This is a genomic window from Bradyrhizobium genosp. SA-4 str. CB756 (assembly GCF_000473125.1).
Lineage (GTDB): Bacteria > Pseudomonadota > Alphaproteobacteria > Rhizobiales > Xanthobacteraceae > Bradyrhizobium > Bradyrhizobium arachidis.
Genome location: NZ_KI421499.1, coordinates 3172065 through 3189767 on the forward strand (window position 1 = coordinate 3172065; position 17703 = coordinate 3189767).

Below are 17703 nucleotides of genomic sequence, written 5' to 3' on the forward strand. Positions count from 1 at the left end.
CCTATCCTTCGTCCCATGAGCCACGATCACGACCATCATCATCACCACGATCACGATCATTCGGAGCTGTCCGAGACCGAGCTGCGCGTGCGCGCGCTCGAGACGATCCTGACCGAAAAAGGCTATGTCGAGCCGGCTGCGCTCGATGCGATCATCCAGGCCTATGAGACCAAGATTGGCCCGCATAATGGCGCGCGCGTCGTCGCCAAGGCCTGGACCGATCCGGCGTTCAAGCAGGCGCTGCTGGAGGACGGTAGCAAGGCGATCGGCACGCTCGGCCATGTCAGCCGCGTCGGCGACCATCTCGTCGTGGTCGAGAACACGCCCGTGCGCCACAACATGGTCGTGTGCACGCTGTGCTCCTGCTACCCCTGGGAAATGCTGGGGCTGCCGCCGGTCTGGTACAAGGCCGCGCCCTATCGCTCGCGCGCGGTGAAGGATCCGCGCGGCGTGCTCGCCGATTTCGGTGTCAGCCTGCCGAAGGACATCGAGCTCCGTGTCTGGGACTCCACTGCCGAGACGCGCTTCCTGGTGCTGCCGATGCGCCCCGAAGGCACCGAAGGCTGGAGCGAGGAGCAGCTCGCCGAGCTCGTCACGCGCGACTCCATGATCGGCACCGGCTTTCCGGCCAAGCCTGGAGCGCCGTCGTGAACGGCGTCCACGACATGGGCGGCATGGACGGCTTCGGCAAGGTCGAGCCCGAGCCGAACGAGCCGATGTTTCATGAGGAGTGGGAGTCGCGCGTGCTGGCCATGGTGCGCGCGATGGGCGCGGCCGGCGCCTTCAACATCGACACCTCGCGCTTCTACCGCGAGACGCTGCCGCCGCATGTGTATCTGTCGAGCTCCTACTACAAGAAATGGTTCCTCGGGCTCGAGGAGATGCTGATCGAGAAGGGCTACCTCACGCGTGAGGAAGTCGCGGCCGGCCACGCCATGCAGCCCGGAAAGGCGCTCAAGCACGGCAAGTTCGATCTCGCCAATGTCGAGCGCGTGATGGTGCGCGGCAAGTTTGCCCGCCCTGCTCCGGCGCCGGCAAGATTCAAGATCGGCGATCGCGTCCGCGCCAAGAACATCCATCCGACCACGCACACACGGCTGCCGCGCTATGTCCGCGGCCATGTCGGTGTCGTCGAGCTCAACCACGGCTGCCACGTGTTTCCGGACTCGGCGGCGATGGAGCTCGGCGAGAATCCGCAATGGCTCTACACCGTGGTGTTCGAAGGCAGCGATCTCTGGGGCGAAGATGGCGATCCGACGCTGAAGGTCTCGATCGACGCGTTCGAGCCCTATCTGGACCCGGCTTGATGAGCAGCACGGCTGCCGCGGCCGCGACGGCGGCCATCCCGAGCATTCCGCGCGATGACGACGGCCCGGTGTTCCGCGCGCCCTGGGAGGCGCATGCCTTCGCGATGGCCTTGAGCCTGCACGAGCGCGGCGTGTTCACTTGGCCCGAATGGGCGGCGGCGCTGGCCGACGAGATCAAGCGCGCACAGGCCGCCGGCGATCCTGATACGGGCGAGACGTATTATTTGCACTGGCTCGCCACACTGGAAGGCCTCGTCGCGCGGAAAGGCGTCGCCTCGATGGAGACCCTGCACCGCTACCGCGACGCTTGGGACCATGCTGCGGATCGTACGCCGCATGGCAAGCCGATCGAGCTGCGGGACGAGGATTTTGCGGGGTAGTCTAGCGCCGCGTCGTGTTGCGGACGCTGTTGCTCCAACCAATACTGTCATTCCCCGCGAAGGCGGGGAATCCAGTACGCCGCGGTCCCTCGGCCCAAACACGGCCTCTGGGATACTGGATCACCCGCTTTCGCGGGTGATGACACCGAAAATGTGGGCTCAGCGCCCCGCCACGAACTCCCGCCACCCCTTCGCCCGCAGGCTGCACGCCGGACACTCGCCACAGCCGTAGCCCCAGTCGTGCTGCGCGCCGCGTTCGCCGAGATAGCAGGTGTGGGACTGCTCGCGGATGAGGTCGACTAGCCCGTCGCCACCGAGATCATGCGCCAGCTTCCAGGTCGCGGCCTTGTCGATCCACATCAGTGGCGTGTGCAGCTCGAATTTGCGGGCCATGCCCAGAGACAGTGCGGCCTGCATGGCGCGGATGGTGTCGTCGCGGCAATCGGGATAGCCGGAATAGTCGGTCTCGCACATGCCGCCGACGATGTCCGTGATACCGCGCCGATAGGCCAGCGCTGCTGCAAAGGTCAGGAACACCAGGTTGCGGCCGGGCACGAACGTATTGGGCAGGCCGTCGGCGCCCATGGCGATCGCGACGTCGCGCGTCAGCGCCGTCTCGGACACGGCGGCCAGCGTCGGGATCGACAGCGTATGGCTCTCGCCGAGCCTTAGAGCCCAGTCCTCGCGCAGGCCCTTGATGCCGTCGAGCAGACGGTCGCGGCAGGCGAGCTCAATGGCATGGCGCTGGCCATACTCGAACCCCAGCGTCTCCACGCGCGCGAAGCGGCTCAGCGCCCAGGCGAGACAGGTGGTGGAATCCTGGCCGCCCGAAAACAGCACGAGCGCGGTTTGTGATGAAAATGCGTCACTCATGGCCCGCGCTTTAGCATTGCGGGCGCGGCCCGCCAATCGGTGGAAATCGGTCCGTTCCGCCGCGCCGCGCTGGGAACGGCGGCCCGCTTTTGGCATAAGTCTCTGGACCCAGGAGACGGCCCCGCAATGACCCCTTCCCGCGACATTTCCCGCCTGATCGAGATCATGGCGGCGCTGCGCACGCCGGTGACCGGCTGCCCCTGGGACCTCGAGCAGGACTTTTCGACGATCGCGCCCTACACGATCGAGGAGGCCTACGAGGTGGTCGATGCCATCACCCGCGGCGATCTCGACGATCTCAGAGAGGAGCTTGGCGATCTCCTGCTCCAGGTCGTGTTCCACGCCCAGATGGCGTCGGAGCAGAACGCCTTTGCGTTCGGTGATGTCGTTGAGGCCATCACGCGAAAGATGATCCGGCGCCATCCGCATGTCTTCGCCGACAAGGACGGCAATCTCGCCTCCCACCACGTCAAGGAAGTCTGGGACCGCATCAAGGCCGAGGAGAAGGCCGAGCGTGCCGCGCGCCGGCCGCCGGAGCAAATGCCCGCGCACAAATCGTTGCTGTCCGGCGTGAAGGCCGGCCAGCCGGCGCTGACGCGCGCGATGGAGCTGCAGCGCAAGGCTTCCACCGTCGGCTTCGACTGGAACGACCCGCGCGCGGTCCTGCAAAAGATCCGCGAGGAAGCCGACGAGATCGAGGCCGCGCTCGACCGCAACGACAGGCAGGAGATTGCCGAAGAGACCGGCGATTTGATGTTCGCCCTCGTCAACCTCGCCCGTCACGTCGATGCCGATCCGGAAGCCGCACTGCGCGCGACCAATGCGAAGTTCGAGCGGCGCTTTGCGTTCATCGAGCGTACGCTGGAGGCGCAGGGCCGCACGCTGGACCAGGCGTCGCTGGAAGAGATGGACGCGCTGTGGAATGCAGCGAAGGTCGTGGAGAAACCGGAGACTCGCCAGGAGGCTCGCCGCTAGCCTTACGGCATTGCCCTGATGTGGCATCGGCGGGCTGACGTGATTTCCGGATAGGTCAGCAGTTTTTCCTGAATGCGGCCGAGACGATGAAGCCATGAAACCGTCACGACCCGCAGTCTAAAGTTGAATAACGAAGCCCGCGCAGCCGAAACACAGGTGAGTGCGATGCCACTGAAGCACTATTCGGTCCTCAAGGGACGCCCGATCGCGATGCGTTTCGGCACTGGCCAATCGCCGCACTATCAAGTCCATATCGTGGCCGACAACGCGGATTTCCGCATCGCCGTCAATGTGCAGTCGGCCGACGGCAGCGAAGTCGAGTTCCTGGTGCGATCGCGCTTTGTCCATCCGATCACGGACCAGCTCGCGGCGCTGCCGCCGGGACTGCACGCGCAACCGCCGAGACCGGGCGGTCTCGCGCTCGACTTCATTCGTGGAAATCTGATGCAGCCGCAGGAGATGGTGCCGCTCCCGCTGTCCTTGCCCGGACCGGACAATGACCTCAACGAGAAACTCGACCAGTTCGTCCAGCGTGCTCTCTCGAACGAAAACGCGATGATGTACGCGTTCGGCGAGACATGGGGACCCGAGCCGAAAGCGGACAATTATTTCGGTTTCCGCCCCGGACGCGGCATTCACGATATCCATATGAATCAGGGAAATCCGAGCGGAAAATTCTCCGGCGACAACGGACCGTGGCAGGACGGAGGGCTGGTGTTCGAATTCCCGGATCAGAACCTATGGACCGCGATCTTCCTCAAATTCCAGACGCAGGCCTGGCACACCGACGACAAGACCGGTGATCCCATCGATCTCGGCGGCGGCACGCCGACACCGCGGCCGGATCCGACGATCCCTCCGACCGGGCAGATGCCCGACGGCCTCGTGCGCATCATTGCGGCACTCGTCAACGCTGTGAAGACGCCCGAGCGGGAAGTCGTGACGCTGCTCAACACGGCCGATCGCGACATCGATCTCACCGGCTGGATGCTGGCCGACAAGCAGAAGAACAAGATGGTGCTGTCAGGGACGATCGCGGCCGGCGGCACGCTGGCCGTTGTCGTTCAGAAGCCGATGGAACTGTCGAACCAAGGCGGCATCATTTCGCTGCTGGACGATCATGGGATCAAGATCCACGGCGTCGCCTATACCAGGGCGCAAGCGAAAACTCCGGGCCTGACCATTCCGTTCTAGTGTCCTGAGTCACAAGGCTTACGCAGAAAGTCCGTAGCCCGGATGGAGCGAAGCGCAATCCGGGGCGCGTCGCGTTGTGACATCCCGGATTTCGCTTCGCTCCATCCGGGCTACAAAGTGGGGCTGGATTACGCCGACAGACGCGGCACGGCGTCGAACCTGTTCACCACGATATCCCGCTTGGTCTCGTCGACCCGCACGGTCATGTCGAAGCGGCCGTCGTGCAGCTCTTTCGCCAGCACCTCGGAATTGCGATGCAGCCAGCTGATGCCGGCGCCGTCGGCGGCGTCGATGGAGAGATCGAGCGTGGTGCGCTTGGCCGCTAACCGCTCTTCGATCGCGGCGAGCAGTGCGTCGATCCCCTCGCCCGACACGGCGGAGACCAGCATCGCCGGATGATCCTCCGGCCTGCGCGCGGCGATGTTCAAGAGCTCTTCGCGCTGCTCGGGATCGTAACGATCGATCTTGTTCCAGACCTCGATGATGCGGCCAGAGTCATCGGGGTTGATGCCGAGCTGGCGCAGCACGGCGTCGACGTCGCTCTGCTGGGCCTCGGCGTCCTCATGCGAGATGTCACGGACGTGCAGGATGACGTCGGCCTCCAGCACCTCCTCCAGCGTGGCGCGGAAGGCGGCGACCAGCTGCGTCGGCAGGTTCGAGATGAAGCCGACGGTGTCGGACAGCATCGCCTTGCCGCCATGCGGCAGGTTGAGCGCGCGCAAGGTCGGGTCGAGCGTTGCGAACAGCATGTCGGCGGCCTGCACGTCGGCGCGGGTCAGGCGGTTGAACAGCGTCGACTTGCCGGCGTTGGTGTAGCCGACCAGCGCGACCACGCGGTACGGCACGCGCTGGCGGCCGGCGCGATGCAGCCGCCGCGTCGCCTGCACCTTCTTCAGCTCGCCCTCGAGCTTGGTGATGCGCTCCTGGATCAGGCGGCGGTCGGCCTCGATCTGGGTCTCGCCGGGACCGCCCATGAATCCGAAACCGCCGCGCTGGCGCTCCAGATGGGTCCAGGACCGCACCAGGCGCGAACGCTGGTAGTTGAGATGCGCCAGCTCGACCTGGAGCGAGCCCTCCTTGGTCTTGGCGCGGCGGCCGAAGATTTCGAGGATGAGGCCGGTGCGGTCGAGCACCTTGGCGTGCAATTCCTTTTCGAGATTGCGCTGCTGGATCGGCGCCAGCGCGCAATCCATCACCACGAGCTCGACGTCGAGGCTCTTGGCCAGCGCGGCGATCTCCTCGACCTTGCCCTTGCCGATATAGGTCGCGGGCCGGATCTGGCTGATCGGCGCGATGATGGCGTCGGCAATGACGAGGTCGATCGCGCGCGCGAGGCCAGCGGCTTCGTCGAGCCGGGCCTCGGCGTCACGCCGAACATGGCTCTCCGATTGCGCGTCGGCACTTCCCGCGCGCGCTCGCAAGTAGGGGCCGATGACAAGCACCCGCCCCGTCTGCTTAGCCCCAGCCGACCGCGGACGGTCGGCATCCCCGTCGAAATTCCGGGGTTCCAATCAGATCACTCTCAAGCCGGCTGATCCTCGCCGCCTTCGAACAACTGGATCGGAGCGCCCGGCATGATGGTCGAGATCGCATGCTTGTAGACGAGCTGCGAATGACCGTCGCGCCGAAGCAGCAAACAGAAATTGTCGAACCAGGTCACGATGCCCTGGAGCTTCACTCCGTTGACCAGAAAGATCGTCAGTGGCGTCTTGGTTTTGCGAACGTGATTAAGGAAGGTGTCCTGTAGGTTTTGTGCGCGGTCTGCCGCCATTGTTTTTTTCTCGCTTTGAGTTTCTTTTTATTGCGCCGGTTGCGCCCCGCTTTTCAAAATATGGGGTCTCATCCGGTTGCCGCTCCTCATGAGATCCCCCTCGGAGGAACAGCAGTTCGATTAGAGGGCAGGACGGGTTATTAGGCAAGCCGCTTCACACGGCAGACCACGTCCGTTTTCTCCGAAAAACTACGGAAATAGATGATTTTCCTCGCCAATCCCTAAAGGTGTGGCCGCAACGTCGCGGCGCCAGAGCCATTTCCGACGGTAACTGTACGGAGGCTCTGGATTCCCGCTTTTGACGCGTCCTCTGTATGCTGACCAGTATCCCGCATCGTCACCCGACCCCGAGCGCCTTCAACTTCCGGTGCAAGGCCGACCGTTCCATGCCAACGAACTCGGCCGTACGAGAAATATTTCCTGAAAAACGGCTGATCTGTGCAATCAAATAGTCGCGCTCGAACACTTCGCGCGCCTCGCGCAGCGGCAGGCCCATGATGTGCTCGCCATTGTTGCTGGTCGGCATCGCCGGCACCATCGAGCCGACGTCCTGCGGCAGCATGTCGGCGGTGATGATCACCTCCGGGCCGCCCGCTGCCAGAATCATGACCCTCTCAACGTTGTTGCGGAGCTGGCGCACATTGCCGGGCCAGACATGCGATTGCAGAACCGCCATCGCGTCCTGCCCGATCTGCCGCTTGGGCAGGCCACTGCCGGCCGAGATCTGCTCCATGAAATAGTCGATCAATTCCGGGATGTCCTCGCGCCGCTCCGACAGCGCGGGCACGCGGATCGGCACCACCGAGAGGCGATGATAGAGGTCCTCGCGGAAATGGCCGGCCGCGATCTCCTCCTCGAGATTGCGTGCAGTCGAGGAGATGATGCGCACGTCGACCTGCACCTTGGCGGTGCCGCCGACGCGCTGGAACGACTGCTCGACCAGGACGCGCAGGATCTTGTTCTGGGTCTCGCGCGGCATGTCCGCGATCTCGTCGATGAACAGCGTGCCGCCATGCGCCTCTTCCAGCGCGCCGGGCTTGCGCGGCTGCTCGCCATTGGACTGCTCGACGCCGAACAGCTCGTGCTCCATGCGCTCGGGCGTGATCGCGGCGGCGTTGATGACGACGAAGGGGCCGTCGGCGCGGCCCGAAGCCGTGTGCAGCGTGCGCGCGGTCAGCTCCTTGCCGGCACCGGCGGGGCCGACGATCAGGATGCGGCTATTGGCCTTGGCCGCGCGCTCGATGGTCTGGCGCAGCTGGTTCATGCTCGGCGAGCGGCCGACGAGCTGGCTTGCGCTCGGCGCCAGCTGCTTCAGCTCCTTGACCTCGCGCTTGAGCCGCGAGTTTTCCAACGCTCGGGTTGCGACCAGGATCAGCCGGTCGGCCTTGAACGGCTTCTCGATGAAGTCGTAGGCGCCGCGCTTGATCGCGGCGACCGCGGTCTCGATGTTGCCGTGGCCGGAAATCATCACGACCGGCAGATCGGCATTGTCCTTCTTGACCTGCTCCAGCAGCTGCAAGCCGTCGAGCTTGGAGCCCTGCAGCCAGATGTCGAGAAACACCAGATGCGGCCTGCGGTTGGCGATCTCGGCGAGTGCCGTATCGCTGTCGCGTGCAGTCCTTGTGACAAAGCCCTCGTCTTCGAGAATGCCCGCAACGAGATCCCGAATATCGGCCTCATCATCGACAATCAGAATTTCACTAGCCATGGGTCGCGCCTGTCTTCTCAGCTGCCTGTTGAGGCTTCGATTTTCGTTGAATCATTGGTCTTTTCTGCCGGCTCTTTGGTTTCGGCCGACGGTCGTTTTGTTTCTTGCGCCTGGTCCTTGACAGCGGCGCTGGCCGCGTCCTTGGCCGGCGGTGCTGCATCGGCTACCTCGGACTTCGCGGGCTGGCCGGAGATCGCAAAGCGCAGGCGCATCCAGGCGCCACGCTGGCCCTCGCGGAAGTCGGAGGCGTCCTTCAATTCGATGCGCCCGCCATGGTCCTCCAGCACGCGGCCGACGATGGCAAGGCCAAGCCCGGTGCCCTTGGCGCGCGTGGTCACGTAGGGTTCAAGCAGCCGCGAGCGCGCGACCTTGGGCAGGCCGATGCCGTTGTCGATGACGTCGATCAGCACGTCCGTGCCTTCGCGCGAGACCACGACGTCGATACGCCCCTTGCCGCCGTCCTTGCCGAGCTCCTCGGGCGGGACCTGCTCGATCGCCTCGGTGGCGTTCTTGACGATATTGGTGACCGCCTGCGAGATCAGCCGCCGGTCGAACTGGGCGCGCAGCGGGTCTTCCTTGAACTCGGCCTCGATATCGAGCTCGGGATGGGCGACCTTCATCAGGAACACGGCCTGCCGCACGGTGTCGGCGACGTCCTCGCCTTCCATCACCGGCTTCGGCATCCGCGCAAAGCGCGAGAACTCGTCGACCATGCGCCTGATGTCGTCGACCTGGCGCACGATGGTGTCGGTGCACTGGTCGAAGATCTGCTTGTCCTTGTCCTCGGTGATGGTCTTGCCGAACTTGCGGCGGATGCGCTCGGCCGACAGCTGGATCGGCGTCAGCGGGTTCTTGATCTCGTGGGCGATGCGGCGCGCCACGTCGCCCCAGGCTGAGGTGCGCTGCGCCGAGACCAGCTCGGTGATATCGTCGAGCGTGATGATGTAGCTGTCGTGCGGCTGGTTCTTCTCGGCGCTGACGCGGACCGACAGATTGCGCTCGGCGCCGTCGCGGGTGATCGTGATCTGGCCCTGCACCAGGCGCTGGGTCCCTTCCCGCGCCGTCTTCATCATCTCGTCGAGCTCGGGCAGCACGTCGGACAGCGGATGGCCGAGCGTCTCCGCTTCGGAGTGCCCGATCAGCTTTTCGGCGGAGCGGTTGAGGATGCCGACGCTACCCGAAGTATCGACGCCGATGATGCCGGCGCTCGCCGAGGACAGCACGGCCTCGATGAAGCGGCGGCGGCTGTCGATGAGATCGCTGGCGTTGACGAGCTCGTCGCGCTGGCTGCGCAATTCCTGCGTCATCTTGTTGAAGGTCTCGCCCAGCTGCGCGAGATCGCCCTCGGACTGGTGCACGGGCACCTGGACATGCAGATCGCCGGTCGAGACCGTGTGCGCCGCGTTCATCAGCCGCCGGATCGGCGAGACCAGCGAGTTGGCGAAGTTGAGGCCGATCAGCACCGAGGCCATCAAAATCGTCAGCGCGATCACTGCGAACATCAGCGCAAAGGCGACCTGGATGCCGAGCCGCCGTGACTCGATCTGGGCGTATTCGGCGACGCTGACCTCGGTCTGCTTGAGCTGGGCGACCACGTTGGGATCAAGCGGCCGCGCGACGTAGAGGAAGGTGTCGTTGAAGGCGCGCAGGCGGATCACCGCCGCGACGAAGCTCGCATCCGGTAGCACCGCGATTTCGGGCTCGGATTCGTTGACGTTGCTGAGGAAGTCCGGGGCCGGCGGCGAATAGGCCAGCCGCATGCCGGTGTCGGCGGATTCCAGGATGTTGGTGTTCTTGTCGATGATCATCGCGCCCGGCAGATTGCGGGAGCCGGCGCTCGCGGTCAGCAGCTCGCGGAACGAGCGGCGATCCTGGTCGTAGAGCGGCCTCGCATGGGCGATGTCGTTGGCCATGCCGAGAATGTCGCCGCGGATCAGTTGCGCGTGGTCCTGCATGTAGGCCCGCGCGATCGTCAGCGAATTCTGGATCACTTCCTTGGTTGGGCCCGAGAACAGCCGGTCGAGACCGCGCTCGATCGTGACGTTGGCGACGACGGCGACCAGCACCGCCGGCAGCACCGCCACGATCGAGAACAGGCTGACGATCTGGACATGAAGGCGCGCCGCCGCCCGTCCGCGGCGGCGGGCCAGGATCAGCTGCCAGAGTTCCCGAACGATGATGCCGACGAGGAGCAGGATGGTGGCGGCGTTGATCAGGTAGAACGAGCGGACCACCTCCGGCGTCGGCTCGATCTGGGTCAGGCCAGTCAGGACCAGGAACGTCAGGAGCGCCGACAGCAGCGCCATGGCCACGGCCAGCGGAGCCAGCCAGCGCCGCACCGACCAACGGCGCGGCTCTTCCGGTGGGGCCGTGTCGAAGTGTGCGGCCGAGGTATCTGCGCTGGTCATTCCGGCAATGGTGCTGAAAACGAGGGTCCGCGGCGGGCGGATACTGATGTATTCGTACCACATTGTTGCCGAATTGCGACAATTCCGCGGCGTCTGTCCCGCGGCGGACCGGCGCATCCACAGGCCTATGTCCGGCCGGCCGGAACGGATTGCCGCCCTTCCGGCTTGACCGGCATGGACAGGTTCTTTCTCGCAATGATGGTTTCGGCCGTACTGCTGCTGATCGTAGCTTCCGACCTGCTGGTCAATGGCCCGAGCAGACAGGACCAGACGGCGCAGATGGCCAACATGCAGCCGGTCGTGGCGCGCTTGATCAGATAGCGCCGACACTGCGCTCAGCGGTCGCATGACTATTCGAATGTTCCTGAGGAACATTCCAGCCCGGTCCGGACTTCTGCTCACCGCGTCAGCCACAACGGCCAACGCGATCCGGACAGGCTCAGCTCCGCTCTGGTAGGGGGAGCTGAGCCACCTCCGCGCAAACGCCTCTAGCGTTTGTCGCGAAGACTAGCCCCCGCTGCGGTAGACCTGGATATCGAGATCCCGGATCTTCTTGCGCAGCGTGTTGCGGTTGAGGCCGAGCAGGTCCGCGGCGCGGATCTGGTTGCCGCGGGTCGCGGCGAGCGCGGCCGTGAGCAGCGGGACCTCGATCTCCTTGAGAATGCGGTGATAGAGGCCCGGCGGCGGCATGCCGTTCGGAAAGCCCTGGAAGTGCGAGGAGAGATACGCCTCCACAGCGCCGCCGAGATTGTCGACGCCCTGCTGGACCGCCGCACCCGGACTGACCGCGGGCGGCGCCAGCTCGCCGTCGATGACGGAAGCGGTGATGACGTCCTGCGGATAGAGCGCGGCGAGGCGCCGGGCGAGGTTTTCGAGCTCGCGCACGTTGCCGGGCCAGCGGTGCTGCTTCAGCCGCTCCAGCGCCAGGGCGTCGAGCTTCTTCGGCGGCAGGCCATCTTTTTCGGCCAGCGTGAAGAAGTGCCGCACGAGGTCCGGCAGGTCCTCGATGCGCTCGCGCAAGGGCGGCAGCCGCAGCGGCACGACGTTGAGGCGGAAGAACAGATCTTCGCGGAACAGCCCCTGCTGGATCAGGACGCGCAGATCCTTGTTGGAGGCCGCGACGATCCGCACGTCGGTCTTGATCGGCGTGCGGCCGCCAACGGTGGTGTATTCGCCCTGCTGCAGCACACGCAGCAATCGGGTCTGCGCCTCCATCGGCATGTCGCCGATCTCGTCGAGGAACAGCGTGCCGCCCTCGGCCTGCTCGAAGCGGCCGGAGGCGCGGGTGTTGGCACCGGTGAAGGCGCCGCGCTCGTGGCCGAACAGCTCGGACTCGATGAGGTCGCGCGGGATCGCGGCCATGTTGACCGCGACGAACGGACCGTTGCGGCGCTTGCCGTAATCGTGCAGCGCGCGCGCCACCAGCTCCTTGCCGGTGCCGGATTCGCCGGTGATCATCACGGTGAGATCGGTTTGCATCAACCGCGCCAGCACGCGGTAGATTTCCTGCATCGCCGGGGAGCGTCCGACCAGCGGGATCGCCTCCATCTCGGCGTCCTCGTCCGGCGTCGAGACCCGCTCCTTCGGTTCGGCCAGCGCGCGGCCGACGATGGCGATGAGCTCCTTCAGGTCGAAGGGCTTTGGCAGATATTCATAGGCGCCGCGCTCGGAGGCGCGGATCGCCGTCATGAACGTGTTTTGCGCGCTCATGACGATGACCGGCAGATTGGGCCGCATCTTCTTGATTCGCGGCAACAGGTCGAAGGCGTTTTCATCCGGCATCACCACGTCGGTGATGACGAGATCGCCCTCCCCCTGGCTGACCCAGCGCCACAGCGTTGCGGCGTTGCCGGTGAGCCTGACTTCATAGCCGGCGCGGGAAAGTGCCTGATTGAGAACCGTGCGGATGGCGGTGTCGTCATCAGCAACGAGAATGCTACCTGCGGGCATCGTTAATCCTCATTTCGCCCCCTGTGACGCAGGCGACGGCTTCCCGGCAGAGTCGGCGCGACTGCTTTGATCGGCATGTTTCACCGATGTGGAATACATCGGCATCAGCACGCGGAAGGTGGTCTTGCGCGGCTGAGATTCGCATTCGATGATGCCCCCGTGATCGCCGACGATCTTGGCAACCAGAGCAAGACCGAGGCCAGAGCCGGTCTGCTTGGTGGTCACGAAGGGATCGAACAGGTTGGGCAGAAGATCGTCCGGCACGCCTGGTCCATTGTCCCTCACGCAGAATTCGAGTGGAAGGGATACCCGGGATTTTTGACCGGGGACTGACAGGCGCACGCCGGGACGGAATGCGGTGGTGAGCTGGATCTCGGCGTCGGGCACGTCGATCAGGGCTTCGGCGGCGTTCTTCACGAGATTGAGGAACACCTGGATCAGCTGGTCCTGGTTCGCCAGCACTGGTGGCAGCGAGGGATCGTAATCCTCGATGAAGCGGATGTTGCGGGCAAAGCCGGACTGCGCCAGCCGCTTCACGTGGTCGAGCACGGAATGGATGTTGACGGGGCCGCGCACCACGGGGCGCTCGTCGCCGAACACCTCCATGCGGTCGACCAGCGTCACGATGCGGTCGGCCTCGTCGCAGATCAGGCGCGTCAGCATGCGGTCTTCAGAGGACGCCTGCTGCTCCAGGAGCTGCGCCGCGCCGCGGATCCCGGAGAGCGGATTCTTGATCTCATGCGCCAGCATCGCGGCCAGTGCGATCACCGAGCGCGCGGCGCTGCGATGGGTGAGCTGGCGGTCCATCTTGTCGGCGATGGTGCGCTCCTGGAGCATCACCACGATATGGCCGGGCCGTTCCGTGAGCGGCGCGACATGCAGGTCGACCTGGCGGTCGCCGCCGCCCATGCGCGGTGTGCCAAGATCCACCTTGTATTCGTTGACCGGCGAGTTCGAGGAGCGCACCTGGTCGATCAGCGCCAGCAAGGGGCTGCCGAACGGCACCAGCTCTTTCAGCGACTGCCTCTTCAGGAACTGCGTCGAGATCTCGAAGAAGGCCTCGGTCGCGATATTGGCGCCGACGATCTTGCCGTCCGGCCCGATCAGCAGCACGGGATTGGGCAAGGCGTCGAGGATCGCGTCGCTGTCGGACGGCCGGCGATGTTCAGCGGCTGAGCTCATGCAGCAGCGCTCCATGCGAAGTCGTCGAAGGCATCTTGCAGCGACTGGTGGACGAGGCGCGGATCCTCTGAGGTGAGGATTGTCTGGCGCCAGGCCTTCAGCTTCTCCGCCGGGGCGCGGCTCGCCTGCGCCGCAACATCGAGCGCCCAGCCGAGATGTTTGCGCGCGTGCCTGAGGCCGATGCGCAGGCCGTAGAGCGCGCACACGCCTTCATAGAGTGTGCGGACATAATGCAGCTGCGTTTCGAGCGACGGCGCGGCTTCGGCTGCCCCGCCCTTCAGCCGGCGGCCGATCTGGCCCGGCAGCCAGGGCTGGCCGTTCGCGCCGCGGCCAATCATTACGGCATCGGCGCCGGAAGCATCGAGCGCCGCGAGCGCTGTCTCGTAGGTCGTGATGTCGCCATTGACGACGAGCGGAATGGAGATGGCCTCGCGCACGGCGCGGATCGCATCCCAATCAGCCTCGCCCTTGTAGAACTGGCAGCGGGTGCGGCCATGCACCGTGACGAGCTTGACGCCGGCGGCCTCCGCGCGGCGCGCCAATTCGGGCGCGTTGCGGGTGCTGTCGTCCCAGCCGAGCCGCATCTTCAGCGTCACCGGCACCTTCACCGCGGCGATGGTCGCGTCGATCAGGCTGACGGCGTGGTCGAGATCGCGCATCAGGGCCGAGCCGGACTGGCCGCCGGTCACGTGACGGGCCGGGCAGCCCATGTTGATGTCGATGATGTCGGCGCCTTCGGCTTCGGCAATGCGGGCGCCTTCCGCCATCCAGTGCGCCTTGCAGCCGGCGAGCTGGACCACATGCGGGCCGATTCCGGTCGCTTCGCAGCGCAAACGGGACATCCGGTGGCCGTTGGCCAGCTCATCGCTGGCGGTCATTTCGGAGACGACGAGACCGGCCCCCAGCTCGGCGGCGAGCTTACGGACGGGCGAGTCAGTCACCCCCGACATCGGCGCCAGGAAGACCGGGGTGGCGACATCGATATCGCCTATTTTCAACGGCTTAGAGCCTGATTCTGCCGAGCCGGTCACTGGAGTCTCGTTGACTGGGCAGGGCCTCATCGCACCTGCCAAGACCTATCTTGCGCACAATTCTTGTGCAGTCAAGCGTCATGCCTACAGTTTAGACAGTTCTGCAAATCTTTCAAGTGCAGTGCAGCAAAATGCTGTTTCCCACAATCCAGGGAAACCCCCTTTTATTGCGGGCCTGCCGTGCTAGAGGCATTCCAACAATCACCCTCCCCGACTCCATTCATTAGCAACTGAGTATTTGAGTCCTATGGCGAAACCACAGCGCACCGCAGTTGTCCTCGTCGCGGCCGGACGTGGCCTGCGCGCAGGCGCCGGCGGGCCGAAGCAGTATCGGACGATCGGCGGCGTGCCCGTGATCCATCGCGCCATGGAAGCCTTCAGCCGCCACCCTGATGTGTTTGTGGTGCAGCCGGTCGTGAACCCCGACGACAGCGCCATGTTCACGGCGGCAGTCGCAGGTCTCAAGCACGAAGCCCCGACCAATGGCGGCGCGACGCGGCAGGCCTCAGTGCTCGCAGGTCTCGAAGCGCTGGCAAAGCACGAGCCGGACATCGTCCTGATCCACGACGCCGCGCGACCCTTCGTTTCGGCAGGCGTGATCTCGCGCGCGATCGAGGCGGCGAGCCGCACCGGTGCTGCGATCCCCGTCGTTCCTGTTACCGACACCATCAAGCTCACCAGTGCGAGCGGCGATGTCGAGGACACGCCGGACCGCTCCGCCTTGCGAATCGCGCAGACGCCGCAATCCTTTCGTTTCGATGTCATCCTCGAAGCGCATCGTCGCGCGGCAAAGGACGGACGCAGCGATTTCACCGACGATGCCGCGATTGCCGAATGGGCGGGATTGACGGTTGCAACCTTTGAAGGCGATGTTGCCAATATGAAGCTCACGACCCCCGAGGATTTCGTGCGCGAGGAAGCGCGCCTGGCCAGCCTGCTCGGCGACATCAGGACCGGCACCGGCTACGACGTGCACGCCTTCGGCGAAGGCGACCATGTCATGCTCTGCGGCGTGCGCGTGCCGCACAGCAAGGGCTTCCTGGCGCATTCCGACGGCGATGTCGGCCTGCATGCACTGGTGGATGCCATCCTCGGCGCGCTCGCCGACGGCGACATCGGCTCCCACTTCCCGCCGAGCGATGCCAAGTGGAAGGGCGCCTCCTCCGACCAGTTCCTGAAATACGCCATCGAGCGCGTTACGGCGCGTGGCGGCCGCATCGCCAATCTCGAGGTCACGATGATCTGCGAGCGGCCGAAGATCGGTCCGCTTCGCGACGCGATGCGTGCGCGCATCGCGGAGATCTCAGGCGTCGACATCTCGCGCGTCGCGGTGAAGGCGACGACCAGCGAGCGGCTCGGCTTCACCGGCCGCGAGGAAGGCATCGCGGCCACCGCGAGCGCCACCATCCGCCTGCCCTGGAGCATCTAGGCCATGGCCGGCAGCGACGCACGCGCCCTCTCCCGCTCGCTGCTCGATCTGTGCCGGATGCGCAAGCTCACGATCGCAACGGCCGAGTCCTGCACCGGCGGCCTCGTCGCCGGCGCGCTGACCGACATTCCCGGCTCCTCTGACGTGATCGATCGCGGCTTCGTCACCTATTCCAACGACGCCAAGCGCGCGATGCTGGGTGTGGAAGCCGGCACGCTGACGAATTTCGGTGCTGTCAGCAAGGAGACCGCAATCGCGATGGCAGTCGGCGCGCTGGAGCGCGCCGACGTCGATCTCGCGGTCGCCATCACCGGCATTGCCGGCCCGGGCGGCGCCACGCCTGGCAAGCCGGTCGGCCTCGTGCACTTCGCCGCGGCCGCCCGCGACGGCCGCATCATCCACCGGGAGCATCGTTTCGGTGCGATCGGCCGCAGCGCGGTGCGCGCCCGCTCCGTGGTCGAGGCCCTTCGCATGCTGACGGATCTCGCCCGCGGCCCGCAGGTCCAGGCCAAGCCGCAACGGGCGGCCGCAAGCCGCCTGCGCCCCCGTGTGACCCGCTCGCCGCGCCGCCATGCCGTGAAGCGCAGGTCGCCGCGCTCGCCAAGGGGCTGAAGCACCTCACGCCGCGGCCAGCAGCGCGCTCGCATGATCGAGCACGCGCTGCTTCACCGCATCGGCATCCGACGGCCTCACCTTCGCACTCACCGTCAATTCCACGATGGGTGCAGCTGGATCGGCGGCGATCACCTTCGACACATTGACCGACGGCGCGGCGTGATCGTCGACGCGCGGATCTTCACGCAGCTCTTTCAATATCCGGTCGGCCAGCGCATTGGCCGAGCCAGCCCTGACCGGAAACGCCACCTTGACCTCACCCGTCCCGGGATAGGCGCTGTGGTTGATGATCGCAGCGCCCCACACCTGCCCGTTCGGCAGCAGGATCTGCGTGTTGTCGGCCGCGACAAGCTCGGTGATGAACAGCGACAGCGACCTCACCTTCCCCGCCTTGCCGGCAATTTCGACGTCGTCGCCGATGTGGAACGGCCGAAACAGCAGCAGCATCACGCCGGCGGCAAGATTGGACAGCGTGCCCTGTAGTGCCAAGCCAATAGCGAGTGACGTCGCGCCCAGTACGGCGACAAGGCTCGCGGTCTGGATGCCGAACAGCTGCAGCACGGCGATGCCAACCACCGCGAGCACGCCATAACGTGCGAGGCTGCCGACGAACAAGGTCACCAGCGGATCGACCCGGTGCGTGACGCTGAGGACGCGCGTGACGAAACGCTGCATCGCGCCGGACAGATACCAGCCGAGCGCCAGCAGCAGGATCGCGTAGATCGCGTTCAGCCCATAGAGCACGAGCGACGCTTTCAGCGTGTCGAAATTGATGGTCATGGCGGCTCCAACCCGAACAATCGGGAGAGAACTCGCGGCGCTGCGAAATGATCCCGGCGGCAGTCACAAAGGTCCCGGATTCCGCGGACCCAGACATCGG

General features: G+C 65.3%; 17 protein-coding genes. 8 read left to right on the plus strand and 9 right to left on the minus strand.

Annotated elements, in window-relative coordinates:
• Positions 1–15: 15 nt before the first annotated feature.
• Genes nthA through BRAGE_RS0115635 form a run of 3 tightly spaced genes read left to right on the plus strand, consistent with a single transcriptional unit; the run spans position 16 to position 1687 of the window.
• On the plus strand, positions 16–651 hold the full coding sequence (gene nthA, locus BRAGE_RS0115625; RefSeq protein WP_027558053.1) for a nitrile hydratase subunit alpha: 636 nt from the start codon (positions 16–18) through the stop codon (positions 649–651).
• Positions 648–1307 carry a nitrile hydratase subunit beta gene (gene nthB, locus BRAGE_RS0115630; protein WP_027558052.1) on the plus strand — a complete coding sequence of 220 codons (660 nt, stop codon included), beginning with the start codon at positions 648–650 and terminating at the stop codon, positions 1305–1307. The genes nthA and nthB overlap by 4 nt, the downstream gene beginning before the upstream one ends.
• Positions 1307–1687, plus strand: a complete 381-nt coding sequence (locus BRAGE_RS0115635) for a nitrile hydratase accessory protein (protein WP_027558051.1) — start codon at positions 1307–1309, stop codon at positions 1685–1687. Before nthB ends, BRAGE_RS0115635 begins: the two co-directional genes overlap by 1 nt.
• A gap of 159 nt (positions 1688–1846) precedes the next feature.
• Here BRAGE_RS0115635 and queC read toward each other — a convergent pair whose 3' ends face one another.
• The gene (gene queC / locus BRAGE_RS0115640) at positions 1847–2560 is read right to left on the minus strand and encodes a 7-cyano-7-deazaguanine synthase QueC (protein WP_027558050.1); all 714 of its coding nucleotides are present in this window, start codon (positions 2558–2560) and stop codon (positions 1847–1849) included.
• Between the two features lie 126 nt (positions 2561–2686).
• Here queC and mazG point away from each other — a divergent pair, with 126 nt between their 5' ends.
• Both mazG and BRAGE_RS0115650 read left to right on the plus strand, forming a co-directional pair.
• Complete coding sequence (gene mazG / locus BRAGE_RS0115645) at positions 2687–3535, plus strand: nucleoside triphosphate pyrophosphohydrolase (protein ID WP_027558049.1); 849 nt, start codon at positions 2687–2689, stop codon at positions 3533–3535.
• A 165-nt stretch (positions 3536–3700) separates the two neighbouring features.
• Positions 3701–4729 (plus strand): DUF2278 family protein, encoded by a 1029-nt coding sequence (locus BRAGE_RS0115650; protein ID WP_027558048.1) that lies wholly within the window; start codon positions 3701–3703, stop codon positions 4727–4729.
• Between the two features lie 128 nt (positions 4730–4857).
• Here BRAGE_RS0115650 and hflX read toward each other — a convergent pair whose 3' ends face one another.
• The 4 genes from hflX to BRAGE_RS0115670 all read right to left on the minus strand — a co-directional run bounded on the left by hflX (position 4858) and on the right by BRAGE_RS0115670 (position 10616).
• A complete protein-coding gene (gene hflX, locus BRAGE_RS0115655) occupies positions 4858–6240 on the minus strand; it encodes a GTPase HflX (RefSeq protein ID WP_027558047.1) in 1383 nt (460 codons plus the stop codon).
• Positions 6241–6251: 11 nt separating this feature from the next.
• Positions 6252–6500 (minus strand): RNA chaperone Hfq, encoded by a 249-nt coding sequence (gene hfq, locus BRAGE_RS0115660; RefSeq protein WP_007591126.1) that lies wholly within the window; start codon positions 6498–6500, stop codon positions 6252–6254.
• Between the two features lie 337 nt (positions 6501–6837).
• Positions 6838–8208: a sigma-54-dependent transcriptional regulator gene (locus tag BRAGE_RS0115665; protein ID WP_027558046.1), complete on the minus strand. Its 1371-nt coding sequence runs from the start codon at positions 8206–8208 to the stop codon at positions 6838–6840.
• A 17-nt stretch (positions 8209–8225) separates the two neighbouring features.
• A complete protein-coding gene (locus BRAGE_RS0115670; protein ID WP_027558045.1) occupies positions 8226–10616 on the minus strand; it encodes a sensor histidine kinase in 2391 nt (796 codons plus the stop codon).
• 174 nt (positions 10617–10790) lie between these two features.
• On the opposite strand from BRAGE_RS0115670, the gene BRAGE_RS54565 reads away from it, so the two are divergent.
• Positions 10791–10937, plus strand: a complete 147-nt coding sequence (locus tag BRAGE_RS54565; RefSeq protein ID WP_167336466.1) for a hypothetical protein — start codon at positions 10791–10793, stop codon at positions 10935–10937.
• 186 nt (positions 10938–11123) lie between these two features.
• Here the strand turns inward: BRAGE_RS54565 and ntrC are convergent, their stop codons facing one another.
• The 3 genes from ntrC to dusB are packed head-to-tail and all read right to left on the minus strand — an operon-like array spanning position 11124 to position 14746.
• A complete protein-coding gene (gene ntrC, locus BRAGE_RS0115680; protein WP_027558044.1) occupies positions 11124–12566 on the minus strand; it encodes a nitrogen regulation protein NR(I) in 1443 nt (480 codons plus the stop codon).
• Positions 12567–12575: 9 nt separating this feature from the next.
• Entirely contained in the window at positions 12576–13748 is a 1173-nt protein-coding gene (locus BRAGE_RS0115685; protein ID WP_027558043.1) for a two-component system sensor histidine kinase NtrB, read from the minus strand.
• Positions 13745–14746, minus strand: a complete 1002-nt coding sequence (gene dusB, locus BRAGE_RS0115690) for a tRNA dihydrouridine synthase DusB (RefSeq protein WP_181411719.1) — start codon at positions 14744–14746, stop codon at positions 13745–13747. The genes BRAGE_RS0115685 and dusB overlap by 4 nt, the downstream gene beginning before the upstream one ends.
• 280 nt (positions 14747–15026) lie before the next feature.
• On the opposite strand from dusB, the gene BRAGE_RS0115695 reads away from it, so the two are divergent.
• Together BRAGE_RS0115695 and BRAGE_RS0115700 are read left to right on the plus strand one after the other, a co-directional pair.
• Positions 15027–16208 (plus strand): bifunctional 2-C-methyl-D-erythritol 4-phosphate cytidylyltransferase/2-C-methyl-D-erythritol 2,4-cyclodiphosphate synthase, encoded by a 1182-nt coding sequence (locus BRAGE_RS0115695; RefSeq protein WP_027558041.1) that lies wholly within the window; start codon positions 15027–15029, stop codon positions 16206–16208.
• Between the two features lie 3 nt (positions 16209–16211).
• Positions 16212–16820, plus strand: coding sequence for a CinA family protein (locus BRAGE_RS0115700; RefSeq protein ID WP_027558040.1), 609 nt, complete (start codon positions 16212–16214; stop codon positions 16818–16820).
• 6 nt (positions 16821–16826) lie between these two features.
• Here the strand turns inward: BRAGE_RS0115700 and BRAGE_RS48695 are convergent, their stop codons facing one another.
• On the minus strand, positions 16827–17603 hold the full coding sequence (locus BRAGE_RS48695) for a mechanosensitive ion channel family protein (protein ID WP_027558039.1): 777 nt from the start codon (positions 17601–17603) through the stop codon (positions 16827–16829).
• Between the last annotated feature and the right edge of the window lie 100 nt (positions 17604–17703).